This is a genomic window from Streptomyces sp. NPDC051286, from assembly GCF_044455345.1.
Lineage (GTDB): Bacteria > Actinomycetota > Actinomycetes > Streptomycetales > Streptomycetaceae > Streptomyces.
The window spans coordinates 57,899-73,562 of sequence record NZ_JBITER010000028.1 but is presented as its reverse complement, the minus strand read 5'-3'; the positions used below and the strand labels follow the sequence as shown (position 1 = coordinate 73,562).

The 15,664-nt window shown below is 70.8% G+C and carries 17 protein-coding genes; 13 read left to right on the top strand and 4 right to left on the bottom strand.

All coding sequences use genetic code 11. The features are described 5' to 3' along the window. Nucleotides 1–110: 110 nt before the first annotated feature. The 4 genes from pnuC to ACIBB8_RS25665 are packed head-to-tail and all read left to right on the top strand — an operon-like array spanning nt 111 to nt 3,587. Complete coding sequence (gene pnuC, locus ACIBB8_RS25680) at nt 111–764, top strand: nicotinamide riboside transporter PnuC (RefSeq protein ID WP_398955874.1); 654 nt, start codon at nt 111–113, stop codon at nt 762–764. After that, entirely contained in the window at nt 761–1,840 is a 1,080-nt protein-coding gene (locus tag ACIBB8_RS25675; RefSeq protein WP_398955872.1) for an AAA family ATPase, read from the top strand. Before pnuC ends, ACIBB8_RS25675 begins: the two co-directional genes overlap by 4 nt. Next, nucleotides 1,837–2,568, top strand: coding sequence for an NUDIX domain-containing protein (locus tag ACIBB8_RS25670; protein WP_266987277.1), 732 nt, complete (start codon nt 1,837–1,839; stop codon nt 2,566–2,568). The genes ACIBB8_RS25675 and ACIBB8_RS25670 overlap by 4 nt, the downstream gene beginning before the upstream one ends. Beyond that, complete coding sequence (locus ACIBB8_RS25665) at nt 2,565–3,587, top strand: ADP-ribosylglycohydrolase family protein (protein ID WP_398955870.1); 1,023 nt, start codon at nt 2,565–2,567, stop codon at nt 3,585–3,587. Before ACIBB8_RS25670 ends, ACIBB8_RS25665 begins: the two co-directional genes overlap by 4 nt. Before the next feature lie 265 nt (nt 3,588–3,852). Here ACIBB8_RS25665 and ACIBB8_RS25660 read toward each other — a convergent pair whose 3' ends face one another. After that, entirely contained in the window at nt 3,853–4,557 is a 705-nt protein-coding gene (locus tag ACIBB8_RS25660; RefSeq protein WP_398955867.1) for a DNA polymerase beta superfamily protein, read from the bottom strand. Nucleotides 4,558–4,669: 112 nt separating this feature from the next. On the opposite strand from ACIBB8_RS25660, the gene ACIBB8_RS25655 reads away from it, so the two are divergent. After that, nucleotides 4,670–4,846: a hypothetical protein gene (locus ACIBB8_RS25655; protein WP_398955865.1), complete on the top strand. Its 177-nt coding sequence runs from the start codon at nt 4,670–4,672 to the stop codon at nt 4,844–4,846. A gap of 47 nt (nt 4,847–4,893) precedes the next feature. On the opposite strand, the gene ACIBB8_RS25650 is transcribed toward ACIBB8_RS25655, so the two are convergent. Beyond that, complete coding sequence (locus ACIBB8_RS25650; RefSeq protein WP_398955863.1) at nt 4,894–5,400, bottom strand: Rieske 2Fe-2S domain-containing protein; 507 nt, start codon at nt 5,398–5,400, stop codon at nt 4,894–4,896. A 579-nt stretch (nt 5,401–5,979) separates the two neighbouring features. Here ACIBB8_RS25650 and aroH point away from each other — a divergent pair. From aroH to der, 5 genes are all read left to right on the top strand, one after another. Then, nucleotides 5,980–6,342 (top strand): chorismate mutase, encoded by a 363-nt coding sequence (aroH, locus tag ACIBB8_RS25645; protein ID WP_358858155.1) that lies wholly within the window; start codon nt 5,980–5,982, stop codon nt 6,340–6,342. Next, nucleotides 6,339–7,424 (top strand): prephenate dehydrogenase, encoded by a 1,086-nt coding sequence (locus tag ACIBB8_RS25640; protein WP_398955861.1) that lies wholly within the window; start codon nt 6,339–6,341, stop codon nt 7,422–7,424. Before aroH ends, ACIBB8_RS25640 begins: the two co-directional genes overlap by 4 nt. 158 nt (nt 7,425–7,582) lie before the next feature. Continuing rightward, a complete protein-coding gene (cmk, locus tag ACIBB8_RS25635; RefSeq protein WP_398955859.1) occupies nt 7,583–8,299 on the top strand; it encodes a (d)CMP kinase in 717 nt (238 codons plus the stop codon). Further along, the gene (locus ACIBB8_RS25630; protein ID WP_398955857.1) at nt 8,296–8,952 is read left to right on the top strand and encodes a lysophospholipid acyltransferase family protein; all 657 of its coding nucleotides are present in this window, start codon (nt 8,296–8,298) and stop codon (nt 8,950–8,952) included. The genes cmk and ACIBB8_RS25630 overlap by 4 nt, the downstream gene beginning before the upstream one ends. A 67-nt stretch (nt 8,953–9,019) precedes the next feature. After that, nucleotides 9,020–10,489: a ribosome biogenesis GTPase Der gene (der, locus tag ACIBB8_RS25625; RefSeq protein ID WP_398955855.1), complete on the top strand. Its 1,470-nt coding sequence runs from the start codon at nt 9,020–9,022 to the stop codon at nt 10,487–10,489. A 109-nt stretch (nt 10,490–10,598) separates the two neighbouring features. Here the strand turns inward: der and ACIBB8_RS25620 are convergent, their stop codons facing one another. Both ACIBB8_RS25620 and ACIBB8_RS25615 read right to left on the bottom strand, forming a co-directional pair. Then, nucleotides 10,599–10,925, bottom strand: coding sequence for a hypothetical protein (locus ACIBB8_RS25620; RefSeq protein WP_398955853.1), 327 nt, complete (start codon nt 10,923–10,925; stop codon nt 10,599–10,601). Nucleotides 10,926–11,062: 137 nt separating this feature from the next. Continuing rightward, nucleotides 11,063–11,854: a hypothetical protein gene (locus tag ACIBB8_RS25615; RefSeq protein WP_398955851.1), complete on the bottom strand. Its 792-nt coding sequence runs from the start codon at nt 11,852–11,854 to the stop codon at nt 11,063–11,065. A gap of 354 nt (nt 11,855–12,208) precedes the next feature. Between ACIBB8_RS25615 and ACIBB8_RS25610 the strand changes: the two genes are divergently transcribed. Genes ACIBB8_RS25610 through ACIBB8_RS25600 form a run of 3 tightly spaced genes read left to right on the top strand, consistent with a single transcriptional unit; the run spans nt 12,209 to nt 15,373 of the window. Then, nucleotides 12,209–13,480: a glycosyltransferase gene (locus ACIBB8_RS25610; protein WP_398955849.1), complete on the top strand. Its 1,272-nt coding sequence runs from the start codon at nt 12,209–12,211 to the stop codon at nt 13,478–13,480. Beyond that, on the top strand, nt 13,477–14,364 hold the full coding sequence (locus tag ACIBB8_RS25605) for a transferase (protein ID WP_398955847.1): 888 nt from the start codon (nt 13,477–13,479) through the stop codon (nt 14,362–14,364). The genes ACIBB8_RS25610 and ACIBB8_RS25605 overlap by 4 nt, the downstream gene beginning before the upstream one ends. Before the next feature lie 49 nt (nt 14,365–14,413). After that, entirely contained in the window at nt 14,414–15,373 is a 960-nt protein-coding gene (locus tag ACIBB8_RS25600) for a helix-turn-helix transcriptional regulator (protein WP_398955845.1), read from the top strand. Nucleotides 15,374–15,664 lie beyond the last annotated feature (291 nt).

Genomic DNA, 15,664 nt, shown 5'->3' with positions numbered 1-15,664 from the left:
TCCGGCCCGCGGCCGGTTCCTGGCTTCGTTTTTCGAACAGGAATCGGTCGCGGGCCTTTTGCTGCCGTCATTGCGCCTTTATAGTCAGAGTGACTATTAAGGAGGCGGGTGTGAGTCTCGCGGACATCCTCGATCCCCTGCAGCAACCCTTGGTGACGGTCCTGGACACCCCGGTCAGCTGGACCGAGGTCCTCGGCTTCGGCAGCGGAGCGCTGTGCGTCTGGCTCGTGGCCCGTCAGCACCTCGCCAACTGGCCGATCGGCATCGCCAACAACCTCTTCTTCATCCTGCTGTTCACCCAGTCCGGTCTGTACGCCGACGCCGGCCTGCAGATCGTCTTCATCACCCTTGCCGTGTACGGCTGGTGGACCTGGACCCACGGGGGTGGACCGGGTTCGTCCGCCCTGCCGGTGGGCAGCACCACGCGCACCGAATGGGCCTGGCTGTGCGCGGCGGGGGTGGCGGGGACCCTCGCCCTGACGGTCCTGCTCGACCGTGCCACCGACTCGACCGTGCCGTTCTGGGATGCGCTGACGACCGCGCTGTCGCTGGCGGCGACGTACGGGCAGTGCCGGAAGCTGGTCGAGTCGTGGTGGCTGTGGATCGCCGCCGACGTGGTGTACATCCCGCTCTACGCGTACAAGGAGCTCTATCTGACCTCCCTGCTCTACGTCGGGTTCCTGACGCTGTGCCTGGTCGGGCTGCGCAACTGGAAGCTTGATCTCACCGTCCGGCAGCGGGAGTTGGCGGAGGTGGCCCGATGAAGCGGTTCGCGCACGGGCTCGTGCTCGGCAAGTTCTATCCGCCGCACGCCGGCCATCACCACCTCGTCCGCACCGCCCAGGACCGCTGCGAGCGGCTGACCGTCCTGGTCTGCGCCGCCTCCGTCGAGTCCGTCCCGCTCGCCGATCGCGTCGCCTGGATGCGGGAGGTGCATCCGGACGTACGGGTCGTCGGCGCCGTCGACAACACCCGGATGGATCTCCATGATCCGGCCATCTGGGACGCCCACATGGCTGTCTTCACCGAGGCCGTCCCGGAACCGGTCGACGCCGTCTTCACCTCGGAGTCGTACGGGGACGAACTGGCCCGCCGCTTCGGTGCCGAATCCGTCTGCGTCGACCCCGGCCGCACGGTCTTTCCGGTCTCCGGCACCGCCGTCCGGAAGGACCCGGTGGGCTGCTGGGACTTCCTCGAACCGCCCGTGCGGGCCGCGCTCACCCGCCGGATCGTCGTCCTCGGCGCCGAGTCCACCGGAACCACCACGATGGCCCGCGCCCTCGCCGACCACTATCGGCGGCGCGGCGGCGTCTGGGCACAGACCCGGTACGTCGCCGAGTACGGGCGGGAGTTCAGCGAACAGAAGCTGGCCGCACTGCGCTCCCGGTGGCCCCAGGCGCAGTGGGAGGACGTCGCCTTCACCACCGACGACTTCCCGCTGATCGCCGAGGCGCAGAACGCCAAGGAGGAGGCCGCCGCCCGGACCGGGTCCCCCGTGCTCATCTGCGACACCGACTCCTTCGCCACCACGGTCTGGCACGAGCGGTACGTCGGCGGCCGCAACCCGCTCGTCGAGGAGACCGCCGACCGGGTCGGCCATCACCTGTGGCTGCTCACCGACCACGACGGCGTCGCCTTCGAGGACGACGGGCTGCGCGACGGCGAGGAGCTGCGGCCCTGGATGACCGACCGGTTCCGGGCCGAACTCACCCGCACCGGCAGGACGTTCGTCGAGCTGACCGGGACGCATGAGAAGCGCCTGGAGACCGCGCTCACCGCTGTCGACGCCCTGCTCGCCGCAGGATGGAACTTCGCCGCACCCCTCCCGGAGCGACGATGAGCACCGCCCCGGAGGGCTACGACCCGCACGCCTTCGAGCCGTTCGCCGTCACCGTCGACCTCGCGGTCTTCACGGTCCGCGGCGGACGGCTGCACGTCCTGCTCGTCGAACGCGGCGAGGACCCGTACAAGGGGCACTGGGCGCTGCCCGGCGGCTTCGTCCTGCCCCGTGAGTCCGCCGAGTCCGCCGCCCGCCGGGAGCTGGCGGAGGAGACCGGGCTGACCGAGTCCACCGTCTCCGCCCTCCACCTGGAACAGCTGCGCACCTACAGCGATCCGGACCGCGACCCCAGGATGCGGGTCGTCTCCGTCGCGTACGCCGCGCTCGTCCCCGATCTGCCGGAGCCGCGCGGCGGCGGGGACGCGGCCAACGCCCGCTGGTGGGACGCCGGAGCACTCGGCGCGCTCGCCTTCGACCACGACCGCATCCTCGCCGACGCACACGACAGGATCGGCGCCAAACTCGAGTACACGTGTCTTGCCACCGCCTTCTGCCCGGCCGAGTTCACCCTCGGCGAGCTCCAACAGGTGTACGAGACCGTCTGGGGCGTCGAGCTCGACCGACCCAACTTCCGGCGCAAGGTCCTCACCACGCCCGGCTTCGTCCAGGCCGTGGAGGGATCACCGCGCCGCACCGGCGGACGGGGGAAACCGGCCGCCCTGTACCGGGCGGGTGCCGCCACCGCCCTGCACCCTCCACTGCTGCGACCGGAAGGAAGAAGCACATGATCGTGACCAGGACCATCACCAAGGGCGCTGCCACCGGCGCGCTGACCGGGCTCGCGCTCGGTGACGCGCTGGGCTTCCCGACCGAATTCAACAACGTGCCCTCGATCCTCGCCAAGTGCGGGCCGTGGCGGCAGATGCGGCTGCCGCGTCCCGCGATCGTCTCCGACGACACCCAGATGACGCTGGCCCTCGCGCGGGGCATCCGCACCGCCATGGACCGGGGACTCCTCACCGCGCTGCGGCTGACCCGGCCGGTACGCGAAGAATTCGTCGAGTGGTACCACTCACCGGACAACAACCGCGCCCCCGGCCGCACCTGCATGACCGCCTGCCGGCTGCTCGACAGCGACCGGCTCTGGCAGGAGGCCAGCCAGACAGGCTCCAAGGGCTGCGGCGCCAATATGCGGGTGGCGCCCGTCGGACTCGTACCCGGGCTGAGCGAGGAACAGCGTTCCGGCGCGGCGCAGTTGCAGGCCGCCCTCACGCACGGACATCCCACGGCGCTCGCCGCCTCCGACCTGATGGCGCGCGCGGTGTACCTGTTGGCGCAGGGCGCGGAGCCGGCGGGGCTGATCGGGCAGCTGCGCTCGTACGCGTACGAGAACAGCAGCCGTTACCTCTCGCGCTGGCTCGGCGACCTGTGGCGGTACGCGGGCGACGACTCCGGCGAGAGCTACATCCGGCGCGGCTGGGACGAGTGCCTGACCGCACTGGCCAGGGTGCAGGACGCCCTGCGCGACCCGTCACCGGAGGACGACCCGTGCGAGACGACCGGTGACGGCTGGATCGCTGAGGACGCCCTCGCCACGGCCCTGCACTGCTTCCTGCTGTTCCCCGATGAACCGGTCACCGCCCTGCGCCGGGCCGCCTGCACGCGCGGCGACTCCGACTCGATCGGCTGCCTGACCGGGGCGCTGGCCGGGGCACATCTGGGGGCCGCGGCCTGGCCCAAGGAGTGGTCGGAGCGGATCGAGTACCGCAGCGATCTGCTGTCGCTGGGGGCGCTCTGGGACTCTTGATCCATGCGTACGAAAACGGTGCACCTGCACGCGGCCGGGCTGCCGGTCACGGACTTCGGCCCGGTGCTGGTCGCACGGGGGTGACCCCGCCGGGACGGTCCGTGGCGACCCGGTGCCCATCCGGGGAGTCTCCCCGGGCGGCGAACGTCCGGAGCGACGCGGGGGAGCCCGGATTCTTCTTCATCGCCCTGCGGGGACTCCTCTGCGCGACCCCGGACCGGCCGTCACGGGGCAGCAGACCGGTGGTGGTTGCGGGCCGGCCCGTTCAGCCGGCGCCGGGTGACAGCGCCGACGCTCGGCGAGTGCGGATCAGGAAGTCCTCCACCCGGGCCCGGTCCGGCTCCGGTGGGAGCGGGGAGCCCGCTGCCGCCTCGTCGTTCTCCTCGGCCAGGCGGGTCATCCGGCGTTCGACCTCCGGCCAGGGAACCTCGCCGCGCTTCACCGCGAGCAGTTCCTCCCTGGCCGCGCCGACGTCGACCGTCAGCTCTCCTGTACGCAGCAGATCCCGGCCACTCGCCAGCAGCCGCAGCAGATGCATGGCGTGCTTCCAGCGTGGTGCACCGTAACTGCGCACATCCGCCTGCAGCTTCCTGCGCTGGCCCAACGCGTAGCGGACGAAGGTCCGGTGGGCGAGACGGGACAGGAACGCGTCGCGCAGGGAGAGGAGTTCGCGGCCGACGGGGGTGACCCGTTCCACCAGAGGGGAGTGCAGGCACTCCAGGGCATTGGGGTTGGCGATCAGCGCCAGTTCGCAGAAGCGCTCCAGTTCCCAGGAGAACTGCTCCTCCGCCGGGCCCTCGACGTGTTTCGGCGGTTTCTCGAACTGCCAGAAGAGGGGGGTCGGCGCCAGAAAGACACCGCGCCGGTCGGTGTCACTGCCGTCCGTGGCGAGGCCGAACGCGCGTGAGCCCATCACGCAGGAGTAGATCGTGTGGTCGCGTACGAGGGCCTCGGCGTCCTGGGTGGTCATGCGGGTGAGCGTACGTGAGGGTAAAAGCGTTGCGGGCAGGGAGGCGTGGTGCCGGCATCGACCGCATGATGATGATCCGAAAGGCCCGGCGCGCACCCCTCCGGTGAGCGCGATGACCCCACCTTCGTACCGCAGGGACTTCGATCACCTGCCGTATCCGGCCCGTATGCGGGCTACTGCTGAATCCGTCCGCTCCCTGGACGCCGTTACTGAGGCGCTCCGGGCCGCGGGGCTGACGCACTCCGCCTCCGAGGCCGCGCTGCTCGCGGACGCCCGCGGACTGCCCTGACGCGACCGTCTCGGCGGGGGCGTCGGCCCCCGCCGGGACGGCCGGTGTCATACGAGCCGGATGGTGTCACCGGTGACGGTGATCCGTTCGGTGGGCAGTGGTCCCGGCGCGGGACCGGCCACGACCGCCGCGTCCGTGATGCGGTACTTGCTGCCGTGGCAGGGACAGTTGATGGTGCCGTCACTGACCGAGTCGACGGTGCACCCCGCGTGGACGCAGATGGCGGAGAAGCCCTTGAACTCGCCCTTCTTGGGCTGGGTCACCACGACCTTCTGCTCCGTGAAGATCGTGCCGCCGCCGACGGGGATGTCCGAGGTCTTGGCGAGAACCGTGCCGCTCGTGCTGGAGCCTTCCGACGCCGTGGCGCTTGCCGTGCCGCTCGCGGGGGAACCTTTCGGCGCCGTGGCGCTTGCCTTGGTGCTCGGGGTGACGCCCGGTGAGGTCTCCGGTGCGGATGCCGTGCTGCGTCCGTCCCCGGACGAGCCGCAAGCGGTCACCAGCCCGGCGGCGCCCGCCGCGGCTGCCGTGAGGACCGTCCTTCGTCGTGCGTCCATGGCTTGCTCCTTGTGTGGTGGCCACGACCGGGCGAGCTGTCTGCTCCCGGCATGGGCATCGTGACCCCGCGGACGCCGAGGGCCTAGCAACCTGGCGGCAGACTCGCCCGAGTGGCAGAAGCACCGGTTCTGGCCGGCATTGTCGATATTCCATCCCCCTTCCGAGGGGGAGAACCATGGCAGGAGACGACCTCGGCAGCCTGCTGGGCGGCGAGAGCCGGAGCGGGGGTGCCGACGGTACGCGAACTCCACCGCCGTCGCCCGCCCGGAACCGGCGAGGACCCGATCGCGAGCGTCGCCGGACTGTTCACCGGCGCCCTCGCCGACTGCGTGCACGGCCGGATCGATGCCTGCCCGGCGCAGCCGGCCGGCCGGGTCCGGCGGACGCTGCTCGCCGTGCACGCCACCGCCGCGTCCCATGACCGCTGTGTCTCACGGACAGAGCACCTCGGTCGTCGGCCGCCTCGCCCCTCTAGGCTGAAAACGCGCAGGTTGGCGCCGAGCAGGCGCGACAACCATGCAGCGGCACGAAGAACAACGGCACGAAGAACAACGGCACGAAGAAGTGAGGAGCCAGACGTGGCGGTACGAGCGGTCCGCGGAGCTGTCCAGCTGGACCGGGACGAGGCCGGACACATGGACGAGCGGGTCAGCGGCCTGCTCACCGCCATCCTGGAGCGCAACAGCCTCGTTGCGGACGACTTGATCAGCATCTGGTTCACGGCCACCCCCGATCTGCACAGCGACTTCCCGGCCGCCGCCGCACGCGGTATCGGCATCGTCGACGTACCGCTGATCTGCGCCCAGGAGCTGGACATCGAAGGGGCGATGCCCCGCGTGGTGCGCATACTCGCCCATGTCGAGACGTACCTCGCCAAATCCGAGATCACGCACGTCTACCTCGGGGCCACCGCCTCCCTCCGCAAGGACATCGCCCAGTGAGAACCGCCGTCGTCATCGGAACCGGCCTGGTCGGCACCTCCGCAGCCCTCGCCCTCGCCGGGCGCGGCGTCCACGTCCACCTCCTCGACCACGACCCGGCGTCCGCCCGCACCGCGGCCGCGCTCGGCGCCGGTACGGACGAGGCGCCCGAGGGCCGCGTCGACCTGGCGGTCATCGCCGTACCGCCCGCCCATGTGGCCTCGGTGCTCGCCACCGCGATGCGGGACGACATCGCCCGCGGCTACCTCGACGTCGCCAGCGTCAAGGGCGGCCCCCGCCGTGAGCTGGAAGCCCGCGGCGTCGACCTCACGCCGTACATCGGTACGCACCCGATGGCCGGCAAGGAGCGTTCGGGCCCCCTCGCCGCCACCGCCGACCTCTTCGAGGGGCGCCCCTGGGTCCTCACCCCGACCCGCGACACCGACACCGAGGTCCTCAACCTCGCCCTGGAGCTGGTCGCGCTCTGCCGCGCGGTTCCGGTCGTCATGGACGCGGACGCCCACGACCGGGCCGTCGCTCTCGTCTCCCACACCCCGCAGCTGATCTCGTCGATGGTCGCCGCCCGCCTGGAGGAGGCCGACGAGACGGCCGTACGCCTCTGCGGCCAGGGCATCAGGGATGTCACCCGGATCGCCGCCTCCGACCCCCGGATGTGGGTGGAGATCCTCTCCGCCAACCCCGGCCCGGTCGCCGATGTGCTCGCCGGGGTCGCCGCTGATCTCGACGAGACGGTACGGGCGCTGCGCAGCCTCCAGACCGGTGACGAAGACAAGCGCCGCGAGGGCACCGACTCCATCGAGGACGTGTTGCGGCGCGGCAACGCGGGCCGGGTCAGGGTGCCCGGGAAGCACGGGGCGGCCCCGGCGTCGTACGAGATCGTGGCCGTGCTCATCAGCGACCGGCCGGGCGAACTGGCCGGGATCTTCGCGGACGCGGGCCGGGCCGGGATCAACGTCGAGGACGTCCGCATCGAGCACGCCACCGGGCAGCAGGCGGGTCTGGTGCAGCTGATGGTCGAGCCGAGCGCGGCCCCCGCACTGGCCGCGGCGCTGCGCGAGCGGGGCTGGTCGCTCCGCCAGTAGGTGGTGTCCTGCGCATCACGGCCGGACGCCCCCGGGCCCGCGGTGGCCAGGTCCGGGGGCACTTGTCCACAGGGTGCAAAGGCCCGCCCAGACACTCGGTAACCTTGAGCGGGGCGGGTTCGCGCGTCCCCGTCCCGCCCACCCCGAGTACCAGGAAGGTGTCCACCACCGTGGAAACCGTAAGCGCCGCCGCCCGGACGGCCCCGGCCGCAGTGATCGTTGCCATAGACGGCCCGTCCGGCACGGGTAAGTCGAGCACGTCGAAGGCTGTCGCCGCCCAGCTCGGCCTGAGCTACCTGGACACCGGTGCCCAGTACCGGGCGATCACCTGGTGGATGCTGAACAACGGCATCGACGTGCACAACGTCGCGGAGGTCGCGACCGCCGCGGACAAGCCGGTCATCGTCTCGGGCACGGACCCGGCCGCCCCGACGATCACGGTCGACGGCGAGGACGCCGCGGGCCCGATCCGTACGCAGGAGGTCACCTCCAGGGTCAGCGCAGTCAGCGCGGTCCCCGAGGTGCGGGCCCGGATCACCGAGCTGCAGCGGTCCATCGCCGCGGATGCCGAGGTCGGCATCGTCGTCGAGGGCCGTGACATCGGCACGACCGTGCTGCCCGACGCCGACCTCAAGATCTTCCTGACCGCCTCCCCGGAGGCCCGCGCGGCCCGTCGCAGCGGAGAGCTCAAGGGCTCCGATCTCGCCACCACCAAGGAGGCGCTGATCAAGCGGGACACCGCGGACTCCAGTCGGAAGACCTCGCCGCTCGCCAAGGCGGGCGACGCGGTCGAGGTGGACACCACCGAGCTGACCCTGCAGCAGGTCATCGAGTGCGTCGTCACCCTCGTCGAGGAGAAGCGGGCCGCGAAGTGACCCCTGCCACGGGCACGCCCACGCTGCGTGGAGCGGCGGTCGGGCGCGGGATCGGCATCGGGCTGATGTACGGGCTGTGGAAGCCCCGCGTCCTCGGTGCGTGGCGGGTACCCGCCTCCGGACCCGTCATACTCGCGGTGAACCACTCCCACAACATCGACGGGCCGATGCTGATGGGCACCGCGCCCCGGCCCGTGCACTTCCTGATCAAGAAAGAGGCGTTCGTCGGCCCCCTCGACCCGTTCCTGCGCGGAATCGGTCAGCTGAAAGTGGACCGTACGAGCGCCGACCGCACCGCCGTCACCCACGCCCTCGGCGTGCTGCAGAACGGTGGGGTGCTGGGGATCTTTCCCGAGGGCACCAGGGGTCAAGGAGACTTCGCCTCGCTGCGGGCCGGACTCGCGTACTTCGCGGTTCGCAGCGGGGCGCCGATCGTCCCCGTGGCCGTCCTGGGAAGCACTGAGCGCCGCGGGCGGTTGATATCGGCACTGCCGCCGTTGCGCAGCCGGGTCGATGTCGTCTTCGGCGACGCCTTCGAAGCCCAAGAAGGCGCGTCCCGGCGCACCCGGAAGGCGCTGGACGAGGCGACGGTACGGATCCAGGAGCGGCTGACCTCGCACCTGGACAGGGCCAGGCGCTTCACCGGGCGCTAAGTAAGACTTGAGTAGTGGGCCGCGTGATCGTGGTCCATCGATGATGATGCAAAGAGGAACGGACTTCATGAACGACCAGATTCTCTCCGGCGGCTCGGACCACGAGCACGGAGCGCTTGGCGACGCCGAGTACGCGGAGTTCATGGAGCTCGCCGCGCAGGAGGGCTTCGACGTCGAGGACGTCGAGGGCGCGATCGACGAGGCCGGTCACGGACCGCTGCCCGTCCTCGCCGTCGTCGGCCGCCCCAATGTCGGCAAGTCGACCCTGGTGAACCGGATCATCGGCCGCCGCGAGGCGGTCGTCGAGGACAAGCCCGGAGTCACCCGGGACCGAGTCACCTACGAGGCCGAATGGGCCGGCCGCCGCTTCAAGGTCGTCGACACCGGCGGCTGGGAGCAGGACGTGCTGGGCATCGACGCCTCCGTCGCCGCCCAGGCCGAGTACGCGATCGAGGCGTCCGACGCGGTCGTCTTCGTCGTCGACTCGACGGTCGGCGCGACCGACACCGACGAGGCCGTCGTCAAGCTGCTGCGCCGGGCCAAGAAGCCTGTCGTCCTGTGCGCCAACAAGGTCGACGGCCAGAGCGGTGAGGCCGACGCCACCGCGCTCTGGTCGCTCGGTCTCGGTGAGCCGCACCCGGTCTCCTCGCTGCACGGCCGCGGCACCGGCGATCTGCTCGACGCCGTCCTCGAAGCACTGCCCGAGGCTCCGGCCCAGCGCTTCGGCACCGCCCTCGGCGGACCGCGCCGCATCGCCCTCATCGGCCGTCCGAACGTCGGCAAGTCCTCGCTGCTGAACAAGGTGGCGAACGAGGACCGGGTCGTCGTCAACGAAATGGCCGGCACCACTCGTGACCCGGTCGACGAGCTGATCGAGCTCGGCGGCATCACCTGGAAGTTCATCGACACGGCCGGCATCCGCCGCCGCGTCCACCTCCAGGAGGGCGCGGACTACTACGCCTCGCTGCGTACCGCGGCTGCCGTCGAGAAGGCCGAGGTCGCCGTCGTCCTGATCGACGCCAGCGAGTCCATCAGCGTGCAGGACCAGCGCATCATCACCATGGCCGTGGAGGCCGGGCGCGCGATGGTGATCGCCTACAACAAGTGGGACACCCTCGACGAGGAGCGCCGCTACTACCTGGAGCGGGAGATCGAGACGGAGCTCGCGCAGGTCGCGTGGGCGCCTCGGGTCAATGTCTCGGCTGTCACCGGCCGTCACATGGAGAAGCTGGTCCCGGCGATCGAGACTGCACTCGAAGGGTGGGAAACGCGCGTTCCCACCGGCCGGCTGAACGCCTTCCTCGGTGAGATCGTCGCCTCCCACCCGCACCCGGTCCGTGGCGGAAAGCAGCCCCGCATCCTCTTCGGCACCCAGGCCGGCACCAAGCCGCCGCGCTTCGTGCTCTTCGCCTCCGGGTTCCTGGAGCACGGTTACCGCCGCTTCGTCGAGCGCCGACTGCGCGAGGAGTTCGGCTTCGACGGCACCCCGATCCACATCTCGGTGCGGGTCCGCGAGAAGCGTGGCCGTAAGAAGTGACACCCGGTCGGCCCGCTGAGTGACCGGCCGGCCGACTGTCTGTCCGTCCCGGGCATGGCGAAGCCCCGCACCGTTCCTGTTGTGAGCGGTGCGGGGCTTCGTCATACGGTCAGGCTCCCCCGGAGCCAGGTGGCAGCGCCGCCGGGGTGGCGCGCCCGGCGTGCCGGCCGACCCGCTGCCAGGAGCCGGGGTTTCCGGTGCGCGGCCCTTGACCGGAGGGGCCGGAGGTGCCGCCGGAGTGGCTCGCATGGCCGGAGTGGACACTCAGCGGGGTGCGGGTGCCGAACAGTCCCGTACCGAAGGCCATGAAGGCCAGCTCCTCCTCGCCGCTCCGATCACCTGGCAGCGCCCGGAACGACCGCCGGTACTCGGAGTACAACGCGTCGTAGATCGGGGTGGGGGACTGGCCGCCCGATGGCTCCCGCGACGGGCGCATGGCAGGGATCGGGCTCGGGCGCTGGTGGGAGGGGTCGTATGAGTGCACGTACGTGCCAACGACCCCACCGGCCGTCGGATGCGGGCCCGGCGAAGAAATAGCTGCTCGTTGCGGGTCTGAGGAGCGTACGGACATGATCAGGTCCCGGCCAGCGGCATCGCCGCCGCGACCAGGAGGCCGCCGGCTGCGGCCTTCTCCAGTGCGTCGCGCAACAGGTCCTCGCGGGGCTGCTGGCCGATCGATCCGGCCGGGGCGGCGAAGACGAGAACGGTCTGCGATTTGTTGGCCGCGGTCCGCCAGCCCTCAGTGACCTGCAGTGGGGCGTGCGCCTGCCACCAGGCGACGGAGGCCCCGCCGCCTGTGCCCGGCTGCAGCACGGCATGCAGCTGGCCCATGGCGAGCAGGATCGACCAGCCGTGCAGCAGGGCGGGCAGCTGCCCCATCCGGTGGACCGGCTGGAAGCCCTGCTCCAGCAGGAGCTGCAGGAAATCGTCGCCTCCGCCGCCGTCCGTACCGGGGCGGGCGATCGCGCCGGTGGGTTCGACGACCAGCGCCGGGTGGAGCTCGTCGTCGATCAGGACGAGACCGCTGGTGACGCCGAGGACGGCCTGGCCGGGCACGAGCCCCTTCGGCCCCTCCGGACCCTCCGGCTCGCTGCCGGTGATGCTGCGCACGGCACCCTGCAGCTGCTCCTCGGAGACCTGGACGACCTGGGAGGGGATGCAGGTCGCGTGCGCGAAGGCGAGAACGGCGGTCTCTTCGCCGATGAACAGCACCGTGCTGGTGCGCTCCTGCTCGGAATCGCCAGGGGTGCGACAGGAAGTGCAGTCGTAGCTGCCTGGGGCGTTGTCGCCGACGAGCAACCGATCGGCTTCGGCATCGCCGATCTCGGCGCGTACGTCCTCGCTGACGTCGAGCATGCGCGGCACGGGTGGCTCCTCGAACTCGGTACGTGCGCCGGGCGGTTCCCGGCTCATGAAGAGACAACGGGCAATCCGTGGCCGGGGTCACGCGCGAAAGGGAACGGAATCGAACCGTCCGGCGCAGCGGGTGAATCGAAGCCCCGAAGGGGTTACTTTCGGTCAATCGTTGCCGATTGGGGGCACATTGGTCTACCTGGCCCGACTGGTAGTCGGTTCGGCGGGTGGTCTACAAATCGTGAAATCGGTGAACAGAGAAGTGGCTGGAACTCGTCGATACCTTGAGTAAACGGGCGAGCGTTCCTTACCGTCATGACAGTGGAGCCCGCAGCAGATCGGCCGAACCGGGAGAAACGGCGAGTCATGCACATTTCGTTTCTGCTCCACAACGCCTACGGGGTCGGGGGCACCATCCGCACGACGTTCAACCTCGCGGCTGCGCTGGCCGAGCACCATGACATCGAGATCGTGTCGGTCTTCCGCCACCGCGACGCCCCCGCGCTGGGTGCCCCTGCGGGCGTACGGATGAGTCACCTTGTCGACCTGCGGAAGAAGAGCCCGACGTACGACGGCGACGCGATCGAGCACGCCAGGCCCGCCGCCGTCTTCGCCCGCGGCGACAGTCGGTACCGGCAGTACAGCCGGCTCACCGACGCACGGGTGGGGGGCCATCTGCGCTCCCTGGAGGCGGATGTCGTCGTCGGCACCCGCCCCGGGCTCAATGTCCAGATCAGCCGGCAGGCCCGACACGGTCCGGTCCGGATCGGGCAGGAGCACCTCACTCTCGACAGTCACAGCTACCGGCTGCGCCTTGAGATCGGCCACCGCTACGCGCTGCTCGACGCGATCACGACGGTCACCGAGGCCGACGCACACGCCTACCGGACCGGGCTGCGGCTGCCCGGCGTACGTATCGAGTCCATCCCCAACGGGGTGCCCGAGCCCGCTGTCGCACCCGCCGACTGCGACAGCAAGTGGGTGATCGCGGCAGGGAGGCTGCACAAGGTCAAGCGGTACGACGTGCTGGTCCGCGCGTTCGCTGACGTGGTGGCCGTTCGCCCCGACTGGCGTCTTCGTATCTATGGCGGTGGCGACGAACGGCAGGCACTGCACACGCTCATCGGTCGACTGGGCCTGCACAACCACGTGTTCCTGATGGGCTCGGTCAACCCGCTGGAGGCCGAGTGGCCCAAGGGGGCGATCGCCGCGGTCACCTCGGACCGGGAGTCCTTCGGCATGACGATCGTCGAGGCGATGCGCTGCGGCCTTCCGGTCGTCGCCACGGACTGCCCGCACGGCCCACGCGAGATCATCGACGACGGCACCGACGGACGGCTGGTGCCGGTCGGGGACGCGGCCGCGGTGGCGGAAGCCGTGCTCGGCCTGATCGACGACGACGGAACACGGCACCGGATGGGACGGGCCGCCCGCGCCGCATCGCGACGGTTCGACCCTGGGCTGATCGCCGAACGCCACGAAGGGCTCTACACCGAACTCGTCAGGCGCGGCGGACGCCACCACTCGCACAGCGCCCTGCGCACGGGCGTGCACCGGGCCCGCGGCGCGGTGCTGGACGTCATGTACGCGCTAGGCCACAAGGCCGGCGATGCGCTCCGCAAGAGGAGGGCCGCGTGACTGCGCAGGTGCTGCGGCCGACACCGCCCGCCGAGTCCACTGCCGGCTGCGTCGCCGACTGCATCGCCGACGCCGACGGCCGGATCACCTTCGATTTCCTCCGGGACCCCCGAGAGGGCGGGGCATCGGGGGCCGTCCTGCTCCTGCGCCTGCGCGGTAGGAAGGGGAGGAGCGACCGGGCGGTCGAGGACGTTCGGCTGCCCCTGAGCCCGGACGGTGACGGGCGGCTGCGCGCCGTGCTGCCGGGCAGGGCGGAGCTTGCCGAGGGCCGCTGGGATGCCTGGGTGCAGCAGCCGGGCACGGACGGCGGGACGGCTGTCGAACCCGGCATCAGGGATTTGCGGGCTCTGGTCGACCGCACGTCCGACCCCGCCGGCACGGTCGGCGGGGTCGTGGTCCGCATCCCGTACCCGACCGCCGACGGGCGGCTCGCCGTGCGCTGCTGGGTTCGCGTGGCGCACGCGGAGGCCGGGCCGATCACCTTCGGCCCGGCCGCGATGACCGTCGACGGGACGCTGTACGGGGCGGAACTCGGCGACAACGCATGCGTGGAGGCGCGGCCGGCCGGCCGGCCCGAGCGGAGCTGCCGGACGCCCGTGACCGGCAGGGACGGACGTTTCTCCTTCAGACTTCCGTACGACCTGCCGACCGCCGGACCGGTGACCGCGCCGCAGCTGTGGGAACTGTGGCTCTTCCCCGGCGGGCCGCGCGGGAGCGGTACCGGCGGGATCCGGATCTCGCGCATCCTCGACGACATCTGGGACCGCAAGAAGATCTTCGTCTACCCGCCCCGGGCCGCCAAGGGGGACATTCTTGTCGTCCCGTGCTATTCGGCCGACAACGACCTCTGTCTACGGCTGGAACCGGCCCGGCGGCACGACTGACACGGGTTGAGGACAGCAAGCTGTCCTCAACTGCTGGCAGACTCGCCCCATGTTGGAGACCTCGGCACGACTGCTGCGCCTGCTCTCACTCCTGCAGGCCCACCGGGAGTGGTCCGGAGCCGATCTCGCCGATCGGCTCGGCGTCACCCCACGGACCGTCCGGCGGGACGTCGACAAACTGCGCGAGCTCGGCTATCCGGTCAACGCCAGCCCCGGCACCGGCGGCGGCTATCAGCTCGGCGCGGGGGCCGAGCTGCCGCCGTTGCTCCTCGACGACGAGGAAGCGGTCGCGGTGGCGGTCGGGCTGCGTACCGCGGCCGGTCACGGCGTCGAGGGCATCGGGGAGACCTCCGTGCGCGCACTCGCCAAACTCGAGCAGGTCCTGCCGAACCGGCTCCGCCGCCGGGTCGGCGCCCTGAGCGCCTTCACCGTGCCCATGATGCGCGGACCCGGCGCCTCCACCGTCGACCCCGGCGTCCTCACCGAGCTGGCCGGGGCCTGCCGGGACAGCGAGCGGCTGCGCTTCGCGTACCGGTCCCACGGCGGTTCCCTGTCGCGCCGGACCGTCGAACCGCACCGGCTGGTGTGCACCGAGCGCCGCTGGTACCTCGTCGCCTGGGACCTGGAGCGCGGGGACTGGCGTACCTTCCGGGCGGACCGGATCACCCCCACGCCGCCGCACGGTCCCCGCTTCGTTCCGCGCCGCCCGCCCGCCGAGGATTTGGCCGCCTATGTCTCGAAGGGCGTCTCCACCACTGCCTACGCGACGCATGCGGTGATCCGGCTCAAGGTGCCGGTCGAGCTGGCCGCCGAGCGCTTCTCGCCGTCCTCCGGAGTACTGGAGGCGATCGACGCGGACAGTTGCCTGCTGCGCACCGGCGCGGAGAGCCTCGACAGCCTGGTGATCCACGTGATGCTCATGGGCTTCGACTTCGAGGTCGTCGAACCGCAGGAGCTCACCGATGTGATCAGGGCGGCCCGGGACCGGCTCTCCCGGGCACTCGGTTGAAGGGGTCCGCGGACTTTCGACCGACCGCTCGCCCGGCGTGTCCGGCCGGTCAGGGCGGGCTTGTGTCCGGTATAGGGGCGGATGCGGGCGCCGGTCCCGGTCGGAGGGTGTGGATATCCCGACCGGAAGATAAGGCTGCCATAAGGAAGCGTGAATTCCCGATGGCTGGCCCGTTTTCGAATGCTTTGCGGGAAGGAAATTCCGACCATCGGGTTGGTCGTATTTCCCCTGATTTTCCGACCCGTTCGATGATCGTTTACAAGCGTGCATGATTACTGTGCGTCGGCCTGA